The organism is Algivirga pacifica (assembly GCF_039543525.1).
Lineage (GTDB): Bacteria > Bacteroidota > Bacteroidia > Cytophagales > Flammeovirgaceae > Algivirga > Algivirga pacifica.
The window spans coordinates 28,371-46,436 of the sequence record NZ_BAABJX010000065.1; the positions used below are offsets into that span (position 1 = coordinate 28,371).

The following is an 18,066-nucleotide window of genomic DNA, read 5'->3' on the forward strand; positions in this document are numbered from 1 at the left end:
ACAGTTCTACATTAACCATCCCTACTGCTTGACTACCCTATGAAGGTAACAATATTCTTTTTCGCTTTCGATACCACCCCCAATCAATCAGGCCTGCCAATAAAATCCCCAAGGTATAAGCAATCAAATCCGACCACAAAAAGCCTCTACCAATCACCAAGGCAATCAACTTATAGCTTCTTAGTGTTTGTAACCATTCCGGCTTCCATAGTTGAGAAAACTCGATACTATACGCAAAAACTAAAGCATACCCCATGCCCCTTAGAGTTGATGCCTTAGGAAATAGGCTCCCTATTAAAAAGAAGACTAACATGGCCCAGCAAAAATCACCTGCATAGGTTACATACCAATGCGGCAACGTCTCTTGAAATAAGCGACTCGGTAGCCCTAAGGCTATGGTGATCATTATAGCGGTGGCTTGTGTGGTATAGGTTCTTCTCATAGGTATCAGTTATCGGTTATCGGTTATCGGTTATCGGTTATCGGTTATCGGTTATCGGTTATCGGTTATCGGTTATCGGTTATCGGTTATCGGTTATCGGTTATCGGTTATCGGTTATCGGTTATCGGTTAAGAAAATTATTTTAACCCTCAACGACATACAATATCCTATGGACATTTTTTCAATCTTTTTTAAACGATAAGCGATAAGCAATAACCGATAAACATTGCCCCTACCACGTATCAAATCACATCCTTGATGATATTTCGGGCATACGTCTTGAAGTCCTCTTTCTTATTGGAATAAGGGTAAGGTTCATTGGGAATTTCTTTTCCTAAAAAGTCGCATAATGGCTCCCATCCTTCTTTTGCTTCAAAGATTAATAATCTATCTGCGGGGATCGCTTGTTTGACCTCTTCTATATGCTGATGGAAACGCTGAATGACGTACTCCTTGTCTTCAAATTTTCCTTCAAAATGCTTTTTCCAAATAGATTTTTTATTCATCATAATTACCTGAAAAAAGTTTCTGGCGGTAGCGGAAAATGGCATTTTCAACAACATCTTTAATTTCACTTTTGTCTCTGGTTCAAAAGTATAGATGGTCTGATAAACACTTTTATACCATTTCTCAGCATCTCGAATTGACAAGATCACTTTAGCCTCGGGGTAATAGGCTGCCAATTCTTTATAGTAAAGAGAGGTAGGAAAATCCACTGCAGACTGATAGCCATATTGCCCAAACAGCTCTTCCCAATTTACAGGCTTTCCCTCCATGGCTGCTTTCCAATATTTGACATGTTCAGGAGTGGACAGCAATTCTTCCATGTGGTAGCACTTGCCATAGCCTAACTTTTCCAAAGCTGTTTTTAAGGACTTGGTTCCTGTTCTGCCGTAGCCTGCGCCTATTACTTTTAAGGTACTCATAGTTTATTATTGGGTTATAGATCGTTTATTGGTTATCGCTTATTGTTTAAGAACATATGTGTAATACCAAAAGATACGGTTCCAAACATGTTCTTAGTTGTTGAATCGTTGAATCCGTTACACGGCGTCTCGAATTTTTCCTTCGGGAAGTTGATTCGAGTTGAATCGTTTATTGAGGTTAATAAACAATTCAACAAGCAGCGAAAGCTGCCTCAACGATTCAACAACTAAACATCATCAACGAGCGAAGCTCAATTAAACAACATGAACATAAGATTATAGTACTCTGATCTCATCCACAAACAAGAAGGCTTTTGCTCCTTTACCTTTGTGCCATTCCGGTAAATGCTCTTGCTTCTCTACAGTCACTTTCACAAAACGTGCCTTGACGGCAGGCCATGTTACCTGAAGGGTTTTTAGCGTATTTGTTTCTTTTTCCTCTGATATAGGGTATGATTGACGAGCTACTTGTGCCCATTGAAGACTATCCTCTGAAGTCTCTACTTTCACACCCCTTGCACCAAAAATCCAGTTGTTTACGCCTACGTAGTTTCCTACCTGAACTTCTTGAATGTCTTTTACTTCTTTCAAATCAATCACCACTTGTAAATCTTCTTGTTGTGTACCTATCCAGGCATCTGACTTGAAATTGGAGGTCCCTCTTAGACCATCATTTAGGCAACTTAGGTCCTTCTGGTAGCCTGGAGATAGGGTGCTTTTAATTTTTAGGGGCTTAAACGTGGTCAATGATTTCTCCAAAGCCACTGTTTTTACTTTTGTAGGAGTATCCTCGTAATAGGCCACTACCTTTAACTGTGTCGCCTCCTCAAAGATTAAGGTATCTCCTTGGTACTTTATACTTTGCTCATTAGGAACACTTCCATCGGTGGTATAGTAGATATTTCCACCTTTCATGGTAGAGAGTACCACCTTATAGTGTCCTTTTTCAACAATCGGAATCGTTTTAATGTCTACCTCAAAGATATGCTTTGCAAAATGATAATCATGTAATTTATAAAGCTGAAGCAGGTTTCCTAAACGCTGCTTAAAAGATTCGTATTGACGACCCTCCACAGCAGTCCAAAGTACCTCAGAAAGTGCTGCCATACGAGGCAGTACCATATACTCTACCTCCTTGGAGGTTTTTAGATACTCCGTCCATACATTGGCCTGTGCTCCGAGAATATGACGACTTTCTTCTTTGGATAATACTTCTGGAATAGGCTCATAATTATATACCCTCTCTACAGAAGTATACCCTCCTATTCTAATAGGTTCTGAAGCGCGATCTTGTGTTTGATAATGATCAAAGTAAAGGTACCCTCCAGGAGTCATGACTACATCATGTCCTTGCTGTGCTGCGGCAATCCCTCCTTTTATCCCTCTCCAGGACATTACCGTCGCATTAGGCGCCAACCCTCCTTCCAGGATCTCATCCCAACCAATGATATTTCGTCCTTTACTATTCAGGTATTGTTCTATTCTCGTGATAAAATAGCTTTGTAAGGCATGCTCGTCCTCCAATCCTTCAGCTTTAATTCTTTTTTGACACTTTGGACATTTCTCCCAGGATTCCTTAGGGCATTCATCTCCACCAATATGGATATACGTAGAAGGGAATAATGCCATCACCTCATCCAGCACATCCGTCATAAACTGAAACGTCTGCTCATTTCCGGCACAATATACGTCCTCAAAAATCCCAAAAGTAGTCGCTACGGTATAGGGTCCCCCAGTACAACCCAACTCCGGGTAGGCTGCCAAAGCAGCTCTAGAATGCCCGGGCAACTCTATTTCCGGAATCACAGTAATATGACGATCCTTAGCATACTGTACGATCTCTTTCACCTCTTCTTGGGTATAAAAACCGCCATACTCCTGTCCGTCATACTCCTTACTGCTACCCGCATGCCCCACAACGGTTTCTTTTCTATAAGCGCCCACTGTGGTCAACTTAGGGTACTTCTTGATCTCTATACGCCATCCTTGATCTTCCGTCAAATGCCAATGAAAAGTGTTCATCTTATGCAGCGCAATCAGATCAATATAGCGTTTGATAAATTCAACCGGGTACATATGTCTGCCTACATCCAGATGCATGCCTCTGTAGGAAAACCTTGGGGCATCTTGAATCGAGAGTGCCGGTAAAGTCGTTGTATTCTGAACCAATAACTGACGAAGGGTTTGAATACCATAAAATACTCCTTTAGCATCACTTCCTTGAATCTGTATTCCTGTAGGAGAAACATTCAAATGGTATGCCTCTGCCAATGCCGTCGTATCTTCTTGTACAACAAGCATAATCCCTTTAGAGGAAGTGTCATGTTTTACAGGCAACTCTTTTCCTGTAATGATTTTAATATACCCTTGCAGCAAGGTTGCTGTTTGTTGCAAGGTCAAATCGTTTTCAGGCACTATAATCGGCGTTTGGGAAGTAATGGAAAAGTTTCCTTCCTCTAAACGTATTTCTTTTGGTTTGGGTACGATTGATATGGAAGATTCCGGTGAGGATGTTGAAAGGGTATTACACCCTATCATGGATACGGTTATCCCTAAGAGTAGGAAAAATAGATTGTTTTTCATCAGTTGGTTAATCATCGTTTATTATGTCATTGTCTAGAGGTCTTCTAATAAATAAAAAGGTAAAAGGTAATTTTGAACCACCTTTTACCCTTTACCTTATACCTCATACCTTTTTTCGATATCCTTTCTAAAGCGCTCCATCAAATCTGCTGAAAAGGACTCAATGATCTCGGTTTCGCTGTCTTCTACGCCATTGGCCGCTTCTGCAATCGTATTCATGGCATCAATAAACTCCTGATAAATAGGAGAAGGTCCATGGCTATGGCAATAGCTAACCACCTTATGGTAAATTTCTTCCATGGAGGAGTTCTTTGCTACCTCATAATTGAAGGACCATTGCACTTCCTTTCCCCAAGGATGTTTCTCCAATAATTTATTTAGAGAGGCTACTTCCTCGTCCTGAATCACGCCATCCACCTTGGCAACCACATAAAGTAATTCCCCTAGTGTTTCGTATAGTTTTTCTTGATCTCTCATCATTGGTTATTATAAAAAAATATTAAAAAACAATTTGAATGCAGCTTTCGTTACCGTCAAGTTATTAAAAAATTCTGGATATTTGCCTCTAAAATAATTTGAGTCATCGACCAGTACTATGAAAAAATCATCCCACTCCAAGTATATTATTACCAAAGATCCCGCAAAGGCAGATAACAAGAAAACTCCTATTCCAGAGGAATTGAAAAGTCAAATGCCAGCGCTGATGAAAGAAGCTAAAAGCGGAACGGCAGCGGTAGAAAAGAAACTTCAAGCGTTGATCAAAACCTACCCGGATATTCCTGTACTCAAAAACATGCTCACAGGGTACTACAAGACCGTTGGCAACATGGAAAAGGCCCTGGAAGTTAATCAACAAACGTTTGAGGAGCACCCTGATTATCTATATGCCCGTATCAATACAGTTGGGGTATACGTGGATAAGAAAGACTTTGTTGAGGTAGAGAAACTATTGGGGAATGAATTTGAGCTTCCGGCCCTTTATCCTGAGCGAAAAGCCTTTCATATCGATGAGTTTCTCGCTTATTACCTAACGGTTGTCAACTATGCTATAGCAGCCGGTAAAATAGATTTGGCATTAGAGAAATTCGACCTCATGAATCAACTCGATCCCAATAGCCCGCAAGTACAAAAAGCGACCGAACTATTGGCGATGGAAACCATGGGACACCTGATCGGTCGTGAGGATGACCACCTTATGCACGTCAAGGAGCGTAACAATCCTAAAAGCAAGAAAAAGAAACAACCTCAATTGCAAAATGAAGCACTCAACTTTGTTTACGAAAAGACCTTAGAGGAAACTTCCGACAAGGACATCGAACAGGTCATGGCATTACCAAAAGCATCCCTGATCGAAGATCTAAAAATCATACTGGAAGATAGTATCAACCGTTTCAATCACTTCAATAAATCCATCAAGGAAAATGGAGAAGAGGAGTCACAGGTAGCATTCCTACAGCATGCCTTCCTAATTTTAGCAGAGTTAAAAGCCTCAGAAGCTCTTCCTGAAACCTTGGAAGTATTGCGTCAAAATGGCAAGGTCCTTAACCTCTACCTGGAACACTTCCTACATGAGTACATGTCCCATGTGATCTTACGTATCGGAAAGAATGAACTGGGTATGCTCAAGCAGTTTATGAAGGAAAAAGGGATCAATTTATTTGCCAAGTTGGCCGTTGTGGAAGCCACTTTACAAGTGGCTTTACATGACCCGGAGAGAAAGCAAGAAGTGGAAGAATGGTTTGAGGAAATCTTAGAATTCTTCAAAAATGCTCAACCAGAAGACAATGTCATTGACAGTGCCTTGTTAGGTACGATCATGAGTCATGTGATCGACGGAGGATTTGAGCACCTATTGCCACTCACCGAAGAGGTTTACAATACAGGGTATGTGGATGAGATCATCTGTGGAGATTATGAAGCCTTTAAGCAATCTTTTTTGAATCAGGAAATCGAAACGGAGCTTCAGGAAGACCTGAGTATCTACCAGATCTACGAAGAAGAAAGAACGCTTTATATGGACGTAGATGATTTGGAAATAGAGAAGACTTCCTCTGAAAAAGGTCAGGAACGACTAATTACCGTTCCTCTAAACAAAGTGGGCAATACCCGTCAACCTAAGATCAAGAAGATTGGGAGGAATGATCCTTGTCCATGTGGAAGTGGCAAGAAGTTTAAGAAGTGTTGTATGGCGTAAGAATAGTATACTGTCCTTCTTTGTTGAATCGTTGAATTGAGCTTCGCTCGTTGAATCGTTGATTCGAGTTGATATGTTGTATGAGTATCAGTACACACCTCAACCAACAACTCAACTCGAATCAACTCACCAAAGGTGAAATTCAACGAATCAACGATTCAACAAAGGAGAGTAGTATGACTGTTATTCACTCCACCTGAATAAAAGAGCAAAAGGTATTTGTTTATAAACCAAACAAATAAGCATTTACATTTAATTAGAATTTTTTTTAGACGAAATATAAACCAACCAAGGGGTTTCGCGATAGGGAGACAGGTAAAATACTGAAAAACAAAAAGATAGCACCAGTAAAAATCCATCTAAATTATGTCAAATTTTTATACAAAATTCATTCAAAAATAGGGTTAAAGAGCTCTTTCGCTGTATAGAAATTTGACAAACACCAGAATAGTTCTTTATCTTTGCATCGCAATCAAGGCAATCAAAACATACAATGGAAAAGCAAGAAAGACATTCAAAACGTCTCCCTTTAGCACAAGATATTGAGTTCAAACCTCTCTTTTTAATCCTTAGAAAAGGGGTTTACTGAGATTATTTTACAGATATTTTTTATTAAAATATCTATCCTCCTCAGGCATTCCTGAACGATTCATTTACCAGGTAGAACACGCTATTTTTTGTGTTTATGTCATCGATCATGATGAATATAATTCTTTGGTAAGATCTCACAAATAAGACTATACAGAAGGAAATAGCTTTTATAATAAAGTTATCTATTGAATAATCATATCCTTTTTTTGGTATAGGACCAATCTTCATAACATATCACCGCTAGAAGTATACTGTCAAACGTACCTCACGATAGGTGTATCATTTGTGATCGTTCGAATCGTACAATCTGTTTATTATATACAACTCTTAAGGACGTCAACTGATTTCGCTAATACCTTAATGGTATTTGCTATACCTCCTTATGATCAAAAAGTTATAACAGATCACTGCCTCAAACTTCCTATTTGATTGATATTCAACTATATGCTATAAAAATCCTTTACGTATCATTTAAACAGTGAACAGTAAAGAATAAGGCATCATAGTATCATATATATCGGCATTCTACGTATGCTGCCTAACAGCTATACCTACAATGTCCAAAAGCATTATAACAATTCAACCAAAAAATCTTAAAAAATACCATGAAAGTCTTAGTCATCGGAGCCGGAAATATGGGATTAACCTATTCAGAAGGAATGGCCTCTTCTTCCTTGTTAGGGAACCATAAATTAAAAATTTACGATACAGATACCGCTAAAAAAGCAGAGTTAAGAAAAGAGGGGACCTTCGAAGTTTACGATAAACTAAAAGATTGCTTGCCTTCTGCCGATATCGTTTTTATCGCTGTAAAACCTTATCACTGTGAGGAGTTATTCGAGCAGATGAAGCCCATGGTCAACAAGGAGCAATTATTTGTATCCCTAATGGCTGGTGTGACGATTGAATTTATCCAAGAGTGTCTACAGGTCAAAAAGGTAATCCGTTCGATGCCAAACCTTCCTGCCAAAGTTGGAAAAGGTGTGACTTCGTATACTGAAGCTCAGGAAATTTCCAACGTAGAGCTCATCATGGTAAAACATCTACTGGATACGACAGGTACTTCCATTCACGTAGCAACGGAGGAATATATTGATGCCTCTACGGGTATCTCTGGAAGTGGTCCTGCTTATGTATTTTACTTTATGCAGTCCATGTTGGAGGCAGCTCAGAAAATGGGATTCTCGGCTCACGACTCTCGTATTTTGGTGAGCAATACGTTTGAAGGCGCCATTGAGCTGTTTAATCAATCGGATATTTCTCCAGAATCATGGATTAACCGTGTAGCCTCTAAAGGAGGAACCACTCAGGCAGCGATTGACTCCCTGGAAGATAATAACGTTAGACAGTTAATTCAGGATGCAGCCTATGCAGCCTTCGATCGTGCGGTAGAACTTGGAAAAGAAAATTAAGAATATGTGTAGTAGTAGTAGTAGTGATATAAAACGAGTAGTAGTGAAAGTGGGTACCAATGTGCTCACCAATAAAGATAATAGAATCCTCGGGCCAGTCTTAAGAGAACTGGTTCGACAAATCTCCGTACTGTACGAGAGAGATATTATGGTGGTACTGGTTTCTTCTGGCTCAGCCATCGCTGGAAAGGAGATTCTGGGAGAAACAAACATCAATGATAAATCCATCCGTCGTCAGGTGTATTCCTCTATAGGACAGCCCCGTATGATGCGTTATTATTACAACCTTTTCCACGATTATGGAATGCGTTGTGCACAGGTATTGGCGACCAAACGTGACTTTGACCCTGGCGTGCACCGGGAAAATATGATCAACTGTTACGAAGGATTACTTTCAGAAGGAGTCATTCCAATCGCTAATGAGGACGACGCTGTTTCTTTAACCATGTCCATGTTTACGGATAATGATGAGCTAGCCAGCTTGGTGGCAGAGTTACTGGATGCAGATCGCTTGATTATTCTTTCCGATACAGACGGTTTGTATACTGGTCACCCCGATGACGAAGACTCTGAGAAACTAACGGAGGTAACCACCGACCAAAGAGTAGAACAATACATCCAGGCTTCTGACAAAAAAGAAGGAGAAGGTCGTGGAGGAATGGCTTCTAAACTGAGAATTGCCAAACATACTGCCAAAAAAGATATCCCAACCTATATCGCCAACGGGAAGCGAGAAAACGTGATTGTGGATATTATTGATGACAAGGAAGTGGGTACCAAGTTTATCCATCAGTAAGGTTGAATCGTTGAATTGAGCTTCGCTCGTTGAATTTTACCTTCGGTAAGTTGATTCGAGTTGAATTGTTTATTGCATTCTAGCAACAATCAAACACTGTGTATTGATCGATTCAATTATACAAAGTGAATTAGTTACACCTTAACCAATAAACCACTACTGGACTAAACGACAAGTAAACTTATAGTTAAGTGCTACTGTCAAGGGGTTTAAGGATGAAAGATGAAGGATTGCTATTCAGGGGTTTCTATTCCTTCATCCTTTATCCTTTATCCTTTATCCATATGGAAGTAGCTCCTTTATTTCTATCAGAAAACTTAGTGTTTAAACCACTACCCTTTTAATAACAAACAAACCATTATGAAACTCTTAAGTACTGAAAATAAAAATAACGTTCTTCAATCTATGATCAATATCCTGGATAGGGAACGCCAAAATATTATCAATGAAAATCAAAAAGACCTAGATGCGTTTAGTCAAAATGACCAAGCTCTTTATGATCGTCTGGTTGTCAATGACGCCAAAGTGGACGGCATGATTCAAGCCGTTAAAGAAGTCATGGAACAGGAAGATCCGGTAGGTCAAATGATCTCTAACCTTACGCTTGACAGCGGGCTACAAGTCACCAATAAAACAGCACCCTTCGGGACGATTCTAATCATCTATGAATCAAGACCCGACGTAACGATCGAAGCGGCAGTACTCGCTTTTAAAGCTAACAACAAAATCTTACTGAAAGGAGGTAAAGAGGCCATTCACAGTAACCTGATCCTTGAAAAATGCTGGCATGAAGCCCTGGCTGAAAACGGATTGGACAAGGAGTGGATTCGTCTACTACACCTACAAAGAGAAGAAACTCAGGAGTTCCTGAAAAACCCAACCGAAAAACTAGATTTAATCGTTCCTAGAGGTGGAGAGCGATTGATCAAGTTTGTAAAAGACAACGCATCATGTGCTGTATTGATCAGTGGTCGTGGGAATAACTTCCTATACGTATCGGAAGATGCCGATTGGGAGAAAACTATCAAGGTCATTATCAATGCTAAAACCAATAAGATTTCAGGATGTAACGCCTTGGATAAGGTCTTGATTAACAAGAATATTCCGAATTACGAAAGTAAGGTCAAAGACTTGCAGCAAGTGCTGACCGCTTCCAAGGTGAGTATCCTGACCGATACTAAACTAGCCAACATCATCCAAGAAGAAGTAATTGAGGATGAAGCCACTTGGTATGAAGAGTTTTTGGCAATGAAAATTGCTTTGGCAGAAGTAGATTCTACCACAGAAGCGATCCAATGGATCAATAAGTACTCTGGAGGGCACTCTGCCGCTATTCTTACCGAGAATAAAGAACAAGCCAACCTGTTTATGGAGCAAGTAGATAGTGCGGCCGTTTACCATAACGCTTCTACCCGATTTACTGACGGTGGACAGATGGGCGTAGGTGCCGAACTGGCCATCAGTACCGATAAACTACACCACAGAGGTCCTTTGGGACTTAAACAGCTTGTAACCAATAAATATTATGTCTTCGGCGATGGACATATTAGAGATTAATTAAAGATGGTTCAGCTTTAATGACACATGTTAGGAGAAGACTAGAGCGTATGCTTTGGTCTTCTTTTTTATAAAAGTCATACAATCTATACAAATAGTGCTAGACGTTGACATTTTGCTTAGATACCTTTGATTTAAAAATGAATAAAAACACCCCGTAAGTCATAGATAGCAACAAAAGTACCCACATCCACCAATCGTGTATATCAAAATAGAATAACGTAATAGGCCATAGCACAAACATACATAAACTCCATATCCCAACACCTACCCTACGCCCCTCCGATAAAAATCCACAACTCAAGGTGCTCAAGAATATAATCAGGAAGAAAATAAATTTAGGTAAAGGCATCCATACATTTTCTATATGGATATAAGCCAACAGCAATAAGAAGAGCAGGACGCCTCCCAAGGCAATAAGGCTATCTGGAAAATGATCCCTTCCTCTAGGGGGCATCACTTTTTTCCAGGATAATGAAAGTAACCTTAAGAAGGGAAGATTATTGGCCCAGAGTACATCATAGGAAGGTTTATAATCCTTTACTCCACACTGTACTTCTTCGTCTTCCTTCTGAAAAGTACCAAAAAGCTTATCCCATAATAGCAGTGTACCTCCAAAGTTCTTGTCGATATACTGAGGATTTTTCCCATGATGAACCTTATGGTGTTTTGGGGTCACCAAAAACGTATCCAATACCCCACTGTTTCTAACAATACTATTATGATTATAGAATTGAACCGAGTAATGGATACTGGAAACCAATAGAAAGACCTCAGTAGGTATACCGATCACAGCAAGCAGCAGAAAAAAAGGGATGGAGGATAGAGAAGAGTACCATGAGTTTCTTATCCCCAATGACAAGCTAAAGTGTTCTCCCTCATGGTGTACTACATGTATTGCCCAAAGCAGTTTAATCTTATGATGAAAACGATGGAGCCAATAAAATCCAAAATCCCAAGCGACAAAACAAAGAAGGAAGGTCGCCCAATAAGGCCAATCTGCGGTCATTTGCAGCGAAGCGTAATCCGTCACCATATGGTAAACACTAATTTCAACACCTCTCAATACCCACATCAGGATGTGTCCGGAGTTAAGGTTGAAGATGACTTCTTTCCATGGAATTTGCTCTTTTTTCACCCATTGTACAAAACACGCCTCTAGTAATACCAGCAATAGCAACATCCCATTTGCTAAAACAAAACTCATGATTTTGAATAGTTTAATAATAGTCCACAAATAGAAACGCCAGCAGCGGTCCCCAACAATAAGCAGCGATCACCCTCTTTGATGACTCCTTCTTTAATACTGTTCACTAAGGTTAATGGAATAGAAGCCGCTACACAATTACCATAAACTGACAGTTGGTTGATAATATTATCAGATTTCCCCCGATTAATCTTGGTAAGTAAGTTCATACCAAACAGACTTGTCTGATGAGGGACAATCCAATCCACTTCCGAAAGGTGGGTGGAGGTTTTTTCAAAAAAACGATCCATATAATCGTAAATATACTTATTGACAATGCGGAGCAAATGGGTTCCCGCCATATCAAAAGAGTAGAGGTCCATCTCGTAGGGGTTGTTTTTAGGGTGGTAAGCATTTCCTCCCCCTCGAATTATGGTACTTCTCACTCCTTCCGAATAGGTTTTCTGCATATAGCGTAAATTTTCTCCCGTACTGGATTTAGAAACGATCACAGCGGCGGCGGCATCTCCAAAAAGTCCATATGTTTCTGGGCGATTGGAAGAAAGTCCGTGAGAAGCTATTTCTGAGCTGACGATAGCAATATTCTGATATTCCTCTCCCTGCAAGAGTGTAGAGGCATAGTCCAGAGCAGTGATAAAACTCGTACATACGGTATTGATATCAAAACAAGGAAAATCTAGCGTTTCAGCCTCAAAAAACGCTTCTTTTATGAGGGTAGAGCGGTTAGGGATCACATAGTCAAAAGTGGCTGAGGCAGCAATAATACCATCCAAATCCGAGATCTCCATCTGGGCATCGCTCAAGGCCTCCCTCAGTGCTTCCACTCCCATTTGTGTGCAGGTCTCATCCGTTACCCTATAACGGGTTTCTACGCCTACCCTTTGCGCATACCATTGGGAAGGCAAACCAAGTTCTGCTTCAATTTCATGGCTTTCAAGACAGTTTTTTGGCAAGTACTTACCGACTCCCTTGATGCTAAAGTTTTTTGGCATATTCATTATTGATTCTTTTGAACTTGTTAATAGGGTTATGGTCCCTGGAATGTAATGTGATGGATATTTCCGCTATACCGTATGACTGAAATAGTTGTTGTAAGCTCCCTTTGACCTTTTCAAATAAGGACACTAGATCTTTTTCAGATTTTGGATATAGCACAAGCTCAAGTGCATAGGCTCCTACACGACTGACCTGATAATTCTCCAGATCATCCGTAACCTGAATAATTGCCCGTCGAATAAAATCAGGATATATCCGTATGGTTTCTCCTTCCCGATGGAACGTAAAAACGTCATCAGCCCTACCCTCAATTTTTTTAATAACCGTGGTCTTGCTCCCACAAGTACAAGGGCCTCCTTCATGGAGGATATCGTTTAGCTCATAGCGCACTACCGGTTGTGAAGTTCTTTGATAGTCTGTGATAATCGGATGGAAGCGTACTTTCTCATCATCCAGGTATTTCTTTTCTATTTTGAGGAAATCCTCATTGAAGTGTAAGTTTCCCTTGGAACACGTATAAGCCAAAAAGCCTTCTGTACATTGGTATACCTGATGCACGGGGCAATTAAAAACAGCTTCAAAACGAGCTTTCATATCTTCTTCCAATACCTCAGCTACAGAAATCACCTTTGTAAAAGAAGAGACAAGACCATGCTGTTCGTAATGTGCCGCAATCACTTGCAAGACAGAAGGCTGGGCAACCAAAAGGTCATGTTGACGCTCGAGTAGTAAGGGTATATAAGTGTCTACACTGGTTTTTATATCATAAAAATGAAATTGCAATAACCTGGAGCCTACTGCCTCATACAAATTATTATTTGCCCTCAGAAAAAAAGCAACACTCCGTTTTTTGAATGAAAAACCAATCACCCGATCTAAAATAGCCGCCACCCATCTTTCCTGCTCTTTTTTAGAAGTGAGAAACATCCCCCTGCTCCCACTGGTTCCTGAAGACAAGCCTATACTAATACCATTGATCATGGGGCTAAAATCACGACTCACCTCACTTTGAAGCGCCAAATGCATCGCTTCCTCTTTCCGTATACCTACCGTATTTATCTCATCAAATGATTCCATAAATACTGTTTTGTTGATCACCGGAAAAGGTGTGTCACGGTCGAGGTACTGTCGATAGAATGTTGATTTTCTTAAGTTTTTCTTCCATTGTCTTTTTAAAAAAGGACTGATCTGATGATCAAAAAAAACTCTTCTGAATCGCAAGAGAAGAAAATGGTATATAATGGCCCGTTTCGATGGTTTCATAAGCCTAAAGAATCGTTTTCGATTTATTCTGTAAATAAGTCGTGTAAGAAGTCTCACAATGACATGGAAAAATGAATGTATCTGGGTTGTTCTGTTGGAAACGATGTATTTTTCTCAGGGTATTCTTCGCTTCTTTCCAAGAATCAAATAGTATACTAGCCATTCGTGAGGGATAGTGTAACTGTTCAAAGTTTTCCTTGTGCCATGCACCATCAGCGGCTATGAATACTTGCCCTTCCTCTGTTTGTAGTAAAGCACCTATTTGTCCCCTTGCATGCCCTTCCAATTGACAGATTAAGATACTCCCATCATTAAATAAGTCGTAAAGTACCCCCAGGTCAGGATCTGACTTACTGCCTTCTTCCACCTGAATCAACTGCTTTCTCTCCTCATAATCCTCGGGCATCAAAGCTGGAATATAGCCGTGCTTTACGGCCTTGAATCCCTTTTTTCCTTGAATAGCAGCATCCGCTTTGGCACTGGCAATAAGGGTTGCATTCGGAAAATCCCGTAAACCGCCTATATGATCTGCATGAAAATGCGAGATGATGATGTACTTGATTTCCTCTGGAGTAATCCCTTTTTCCCTGAGCTGGGCCACTGCTTCCTCCTCCTTCTGTATAAATACTTTAGTGATTTGGGCATAAATCTTATTCGGAAACTGTTTGGTTACCTTATAAAAATCCAGCGTATAGCCCGTATCAAATAGCATATGTCCATGTACCGGATGTTCTATATGGACAAAGGTTGCTCTAAACTTAATGGGTTTGAAAGGTGCTCCAGCGACCGCTAATCCATGATAAGCAGTACAGTGCCCTGCTGCCATAATCTCATACCTTAGTAACATCATGCTCTTTTTGTTTATACCATTCTGCAAATTCGTGAATGGCCTCGGGAATACTTTGTTTAGGCTGATAGCCCAATAGCTTTTTGGCTTTATCGATAGAAAAAGTACAATGCATGGCCAATACGCCTACAGTATATCGGGTAAGTGTGGGCTCTTGATCTGGTGAAAACCATCGACTTTTCCATTCCATCATGGAGGCTACTATCATCAGAATGCCCAGTGGGACTTTTTTCGAGATAGCTTTTAACCCCATCAATCTCAGAACCAGATTAATCATATCCCATAATACGACTCCTTCTCCATTGGAGATATTGTAATCAGTATTGCAGGCTGTCTTATCGGCCATCACCGCACAATGTATAGCCTCCGTCAGGTTTGAGACAGGAGTCATATCCACCACATTTTTCCCATCTCCCAGTATTTTCAACCTACCTTCCTGATAAGACCTTAGTAACCTGGGCATAATCACCGAATCTCCTCTTCCTATGATCGCTCGAGGTCGGATAATTATATATTCCAATCCTGAGGCACACAGCATGTCCTCTGCCCTTTTCTTCGTTGTCGCATAATGATTGACAAACTTTTTAGGCAAGGGTGCTTCCTCCTTGAGGTCAATGGCATGCTGATAGTTGAAGTAAATAGTAGGACTGGATATATATATAAATCGAAGGATGCCATACTGCTTACTATACTGAATCATATGCTTTTGAGTAACGCAATTGGCCTGATAGAACTGCTCATATCGTCCCCAAGGAGAAGAAAGGGAAGCACAGTTGATCACCATATCAATACTATTTTGATCAAACAGTGTTGAGAAAAAATACTCATCGGTCAGATCCCCAAAAACATAACTGACCTTAGGCGAATCGATCATTCTTTCCGCTACAGGTTTTCTTCCGGTAGCGACAATATGATGAATGGTATCTCTTTGAAAAAAATCTTCCACTAACCGACTCCCTAAAAAACCAGTGGCTCCAGTAATTAAAATATTCATTTGTTATAGGGTTCAAAAAAGCAGCAAAATACACTGAAAAAATAAACAGGAAGGAAAAGGTAAGCAAATTAGAACTCCACCTCAAGTTAATTCCAACTTATTCATATTATCGTCACACAACTATCGATTAATAGAATTATTTCAAAATAATATTTGCCATCACCTTTAATCTAGTTGTCTACATTATCAGACAATCAATAACCCCAAAATGACAATGAAACATTTTTTCAGTACAATTTTATTTTTCATATTTACCTCACTTCATCTTTTTGCCCAAAATACCCGTACGATATCGGGGTACGTAATTGATGAAAAAAACAGGCAGATAATCGTAGGAGCCCAAATCTCTTCCAATCATGCCACCTCCAGTGTTACCTCCAACGAAAAGGGATTTTTCTCTATCACCCTGCAAGAAGGACAAGGAAGGGATACGCTGATCATCCAACATCAGGGAAATCAAACTTATATCCTACCGCTTAAGAAGAGAAACCAATATATGGTGTATATGGACCGAAGTGTCAGTGATATGAACGAAGAAGCCAAAGAGCTGGAAACGGTTTTAATCAAAGGTCATAGAAAAAAGCTGATTGATCCTTTTTTACATATTTCTCTGGATAGTGCATTGGCCTTGGCCGAGAAAGAAGAAAAGCAAGTCCTACTCTATGTGAACGCCAGTTGGTGTGGGATGTGTCGTTTGCTGGATAAAACACTTTTTCAACAGGATACCGTAATCCACCGACTTCGAAATGATGTGATCCCTGTAAAAGTAGATGTAGATAGCTATAAAGGAGCTAAACTCAATAAAAAATTTAATATCGCTGGCTATCCTACCTTTTTGATGATCAGGCCGGATAGGAACGTAAGTAACCGAAATGTAGGTATTATTTTCTATCGAAAAGACCGTGATGACCCCGCAGGACTTTTTCAGTTTATCGATGAGGGATACGCCTACCAAGGGGAAAGTATTCAAGTCTCGGAAGAAGAGTTAATCCATATCCAACTAGCGAAAGAGGATTATGAAAGCGTAAGGTTTGGCGTAAAGCTAGCTTCTCATTTTAATGCCTCTCGTGAGGAGCAAGTACAACGCGGAACAGGGTTTGAAGTGGGAGGCTTCGCACACTTTAATAAAAAGCGATTTATGTTCCGTCCGGGGGTGAGTTACTTTAGTACTGGTATCAATGAAGAAACGCTTTCTTCCCTTATCCTCCCTGTAGGTCTCGGCTATGCCTTTTATAAAAATAGCACATTTGTTATTCCTTCAGAATTTAATGTACTGCTTACGCCCTTCTATCAATACAACTTTTCGGGTAACCTAGCCGGTATAGCGTCTCACAATTATGGGATGCGTTATGGTATCGACTATCAGTTTGGAGGAGACGCTACGCTCGGAATCACCCTCTCCTATCAACATTATTTAAACACCTCTCTTCCTGATCAGAATGGTATTCATTTGGGGGTATACTTTACATTGCCACCTCAATAGTATATACTCTATTTCTTAATAAACATTTCTATTCAATTATATTTTATTTCAATGATGACTATCCCAACAACTATTTACCGAAATCTACTGACTTTTGCTTTTGCTGTTCCATTTATAGTCAGTAGCTGTGTCTATCATCCGATGACCACTGACATTCCCTTAATCAGCAAAAAGGGTGACATGAGAATAGATGCCGGTGTATCCTTGGTTCCTAGTGCCCATGCAACTGTTTCCTATGGGGTTACCGACAAAATAGCGGTACAAGGCTATGGAAGTGCCGTCTCTGATGGCTATTATTTTCAGGCTGCCACTGGTTATTACAAAAATTTAAAAAATCACTCTGTGATGGAGCTGTATGGAGGCTTGGGATATGGGTACTCCAGTGCTTTCAACAGTGCTACCGGAGGCCACTTAAAGGGTGATTACCAACTGTATTTTACTCAAGTGAATTTTGGAAAAATCTCCAGTCCCAAATCTAATTTTGAAACGGGATTTGGTTTAAAAACAGGGCTCATGCACTCCTCTATGACAGATGAATACTATTATGAGTCAGAGACTCCTAAATCCACTTTTGATACCTATGAAGACAATAGTTTTGTCCTGGAACCTGTTGGATTTATCAGAACCGGTGGAGATAAACTAAAGTTCAGCTTGAAAGTAGGAGCCACTTGGATGCACCAATTTACGAATAAGGATAAGGCCTTACCTTATACTCCTTTTAACCTTGGACTGGGGGTGAATTATAGGTTATAGAAAATAAGATGGTAATTACGGT

The 18,066-nt window shown here is 40.1% G+C and carries 15 protein-coding genes; 6 read left to right on the plus strand and 9 right to left on the minus strand.

Going from position 1 to position 18,066, the window contains the following annotated elements; genetic code table 11:
* Positions 1–37: 37 nt before the first annotated feature.
* The 4 genes from ABD985_RS20045 to ABD985_RS20060 form a co-directional block, all read right to left on the minus strand.
* On the minus strand, positions 38–442 hold the full coding sequence (locus ABD985_RS20045) for a ribosomal maturation YjgA family protein (RefSeq protein ID WP_345374916.1): 405 nt from the start codon (positions 440–442) through the stop codon (positions 38–40).
* Between the two features lie 242 nt (positions 443–684).
* On the minus strand, positions 685–1,368 hold the full coding sequence (locus ABD985_RS20050; protein WP_345374918.1) for a sulfotransferase family protein: 684 nt from the start codon (positions 1,366–1,368) through the stop codon (positions 685–687).
* 276 nt (positions 1,369–1,644) lie between these two features.
* The gene (locus ABD985_RS20055; protein WP_345374920.1) at positions 1,645–3,966 is read right to left on the minus strand and encodes a glycoside hydrolase family 20 protein; all 2,322 of its coding nucleotides are present in this window, start codon (positions 3,964–3,966) and stop codon (positions 1,645–1,647) included.
* An 81-nt stretch (positions 3,967–4,047) separates the two neighbouring features.
* Entirely contained in the window at positions 4,048–4,431 is a 384-nt protein-coding gene (locus tag ABD985_RS20060; protein ID WP_345374922.1) for a tellurite resistance TerB family protein, read from the minus strand.
* 115 nt (positions 4,432–4,546) lie between these two features.
* On the opposite strand from ABD985_RS20060, the gene ABD985_RS20065 reads away from it, so the two are divergent.
* The 4 genes from ABD985_RS20065 (at position 4,547) to ABD985_RS20080 (ending at position 10,501) form a co-directional block, all read left to right on the plus strand.
* On the plus strand, positions 4,547–6,145 hold the full coding sequence (locus ABD985_RS20065; RefSeq protein ID WP_345374924.1) for a YecA family protein: 1,599 nt from the start codon (positions 4,547–4,549) through the stop codon (positions 6,143–6,145).
* Between the two features lie 1,196 nt (positions 6,146–7,341).
* Positions 7,342–8,148 carry a pyrroline-5-carboxylate reductase gene (gene proC / locus ABD985_RS20070; protein WP_345374926.1) on the plus strand — a complete coding sequence of 269 codons (807 nt, stop codon included), beginning with the start codon at positions 7,342–7,344 and terminating at the stop codon, positions 8,146–8,148.
* Positions 8,132–8,944 (plus strand): glutamate 5-kinase, encoded by an 813-nt coding sequence (gene proB / locus ABD985_RS20075; RefSeq protein ID WP_345374928.1) that lies wholly within the window; start codon positions 8,132–8,134, stop codon positions 8,942–8,944. The genes proC and proB overlap by 17 nt, the downstream gene beginning before the upstream one ends.
* Positions 8,945–9,304: 360 nt before the next feature.
* Positions 9,305–10,501: a glutamate-5-semialdehyde dehydrogenase gene (locus ABD985_RS20080; protein WP_345374931.1), complete on the plus strand. Its 1,197-nt coding sequence runs from the start codon at positions 9,305–9,307 to the stop codon at positions 10,499–10,501.
* 100 nt (positions 10,502–10,601) lie between these two features.
* Here ABD985_RS20080 and ABD985_RS20085 read toward each other — a convergent pair whose 3' ends face one another.
* From ABD985_RS20085 to ABD985_RS20105, 5 genes are read right to left on the minus strand one after another with little or no spacing between them, the layout of a single operon-like run.
* Positions 10,602–11,708, minus strand: a complete 1,107-nt coding sequence (locus ABD985_RS20085; protein WP_345374933.1) for a sterol desaturase family protein — start codon at positions 11,706–11,708, stop codon at positions 10,602–10,604.
* The gene (locus tag ABD985_RS20090) at positions 11,705–12,700 is read right to left on the minus strand and encodes a 3-oxoacyl-[acyl-carrier-protein] synthase III C-terminal domain-containing protein (protein ID WP_345374935.1); all 996 of its coding nucleotides are present in this window, start codon (positions 12,698–12,700) and stop codon (positions 11,705–11,707) included. The genes ABD985_RS20085 and ABD985_RS20090 overlap by 4 nt, the downstream gene beginning before the upstream one ends.
* The gene (locus ABD985_RS20095) at positions 12,684–13,967 is read right to left on the minus strand and encodes a F390 synthetase-related protein (RefSeq protein ID WP_345374937.1); all 1,284 of its coding nucleotides are present in this window, start codon (positions 13,965–13,967) and stop codon (positions 12,684–12,686) included. Before ABD985_RS20095 ends, ABD985_RS20090 begins: the two co-directional genes overlap by 17 nt.
* A 4-nt stretch (positions 13,968–13,971) precedes the next feature.
* On the minus strand, positions 13,972–14,817 hold the full coding sequence (locus tag ABD985_RS20100) for an MBL fold metallo-hydrolase (protein WP_345374939.1): 846 nt from the start codon (positions 14,815–14,817) through the stop codon (positions 13,972–13,974).
* The gene (locus tag ABD985_RS20105) at positions 14,798–15,808 is read right to left on the minus strand and encodes an NAD-dependent epimerase/dehydratase family protein (protein ID WP_345374942.1); all 1,011 of its coding nucleotides are present in this window, start codon (positions 15,806–15,808) and stop codon (positions 14,798–14,800) included. The genes ABD985_RS20100 and ABD985_RS20105 overlap by 20 nt, the downstream gene beginning before the upstream one ends.
* A 214-nt stretch (positions 15,809–16,022) precedes the next feature.
* On the opposite strand from ABD985_RS20105, the gene ABD985_RS20110 reads away from it, so the two are divergent.
* Entirely contained in the window at positions 16,023–17,291 is a 1,269-nt protein-coding gene (locus tag ABD985_RS20110) for a thioredoxin family protein (RefSeq protein WP_345374944.1), read from the plus strand.
* Positions 17,292–17,342: 51 nt separating this feature from the next.
* Positions 17,343–18,044, plus strand: coding sequence for a hypothetical protein (locus ABD985_RS20115; protein ID WP_345374946.1), 702 nt, complete (start codon positions 17,343–17,345; stop codon positions 18,042–18,044).
* Positions 18,045–18,066 lie beyond the last annotated feature (22 nt).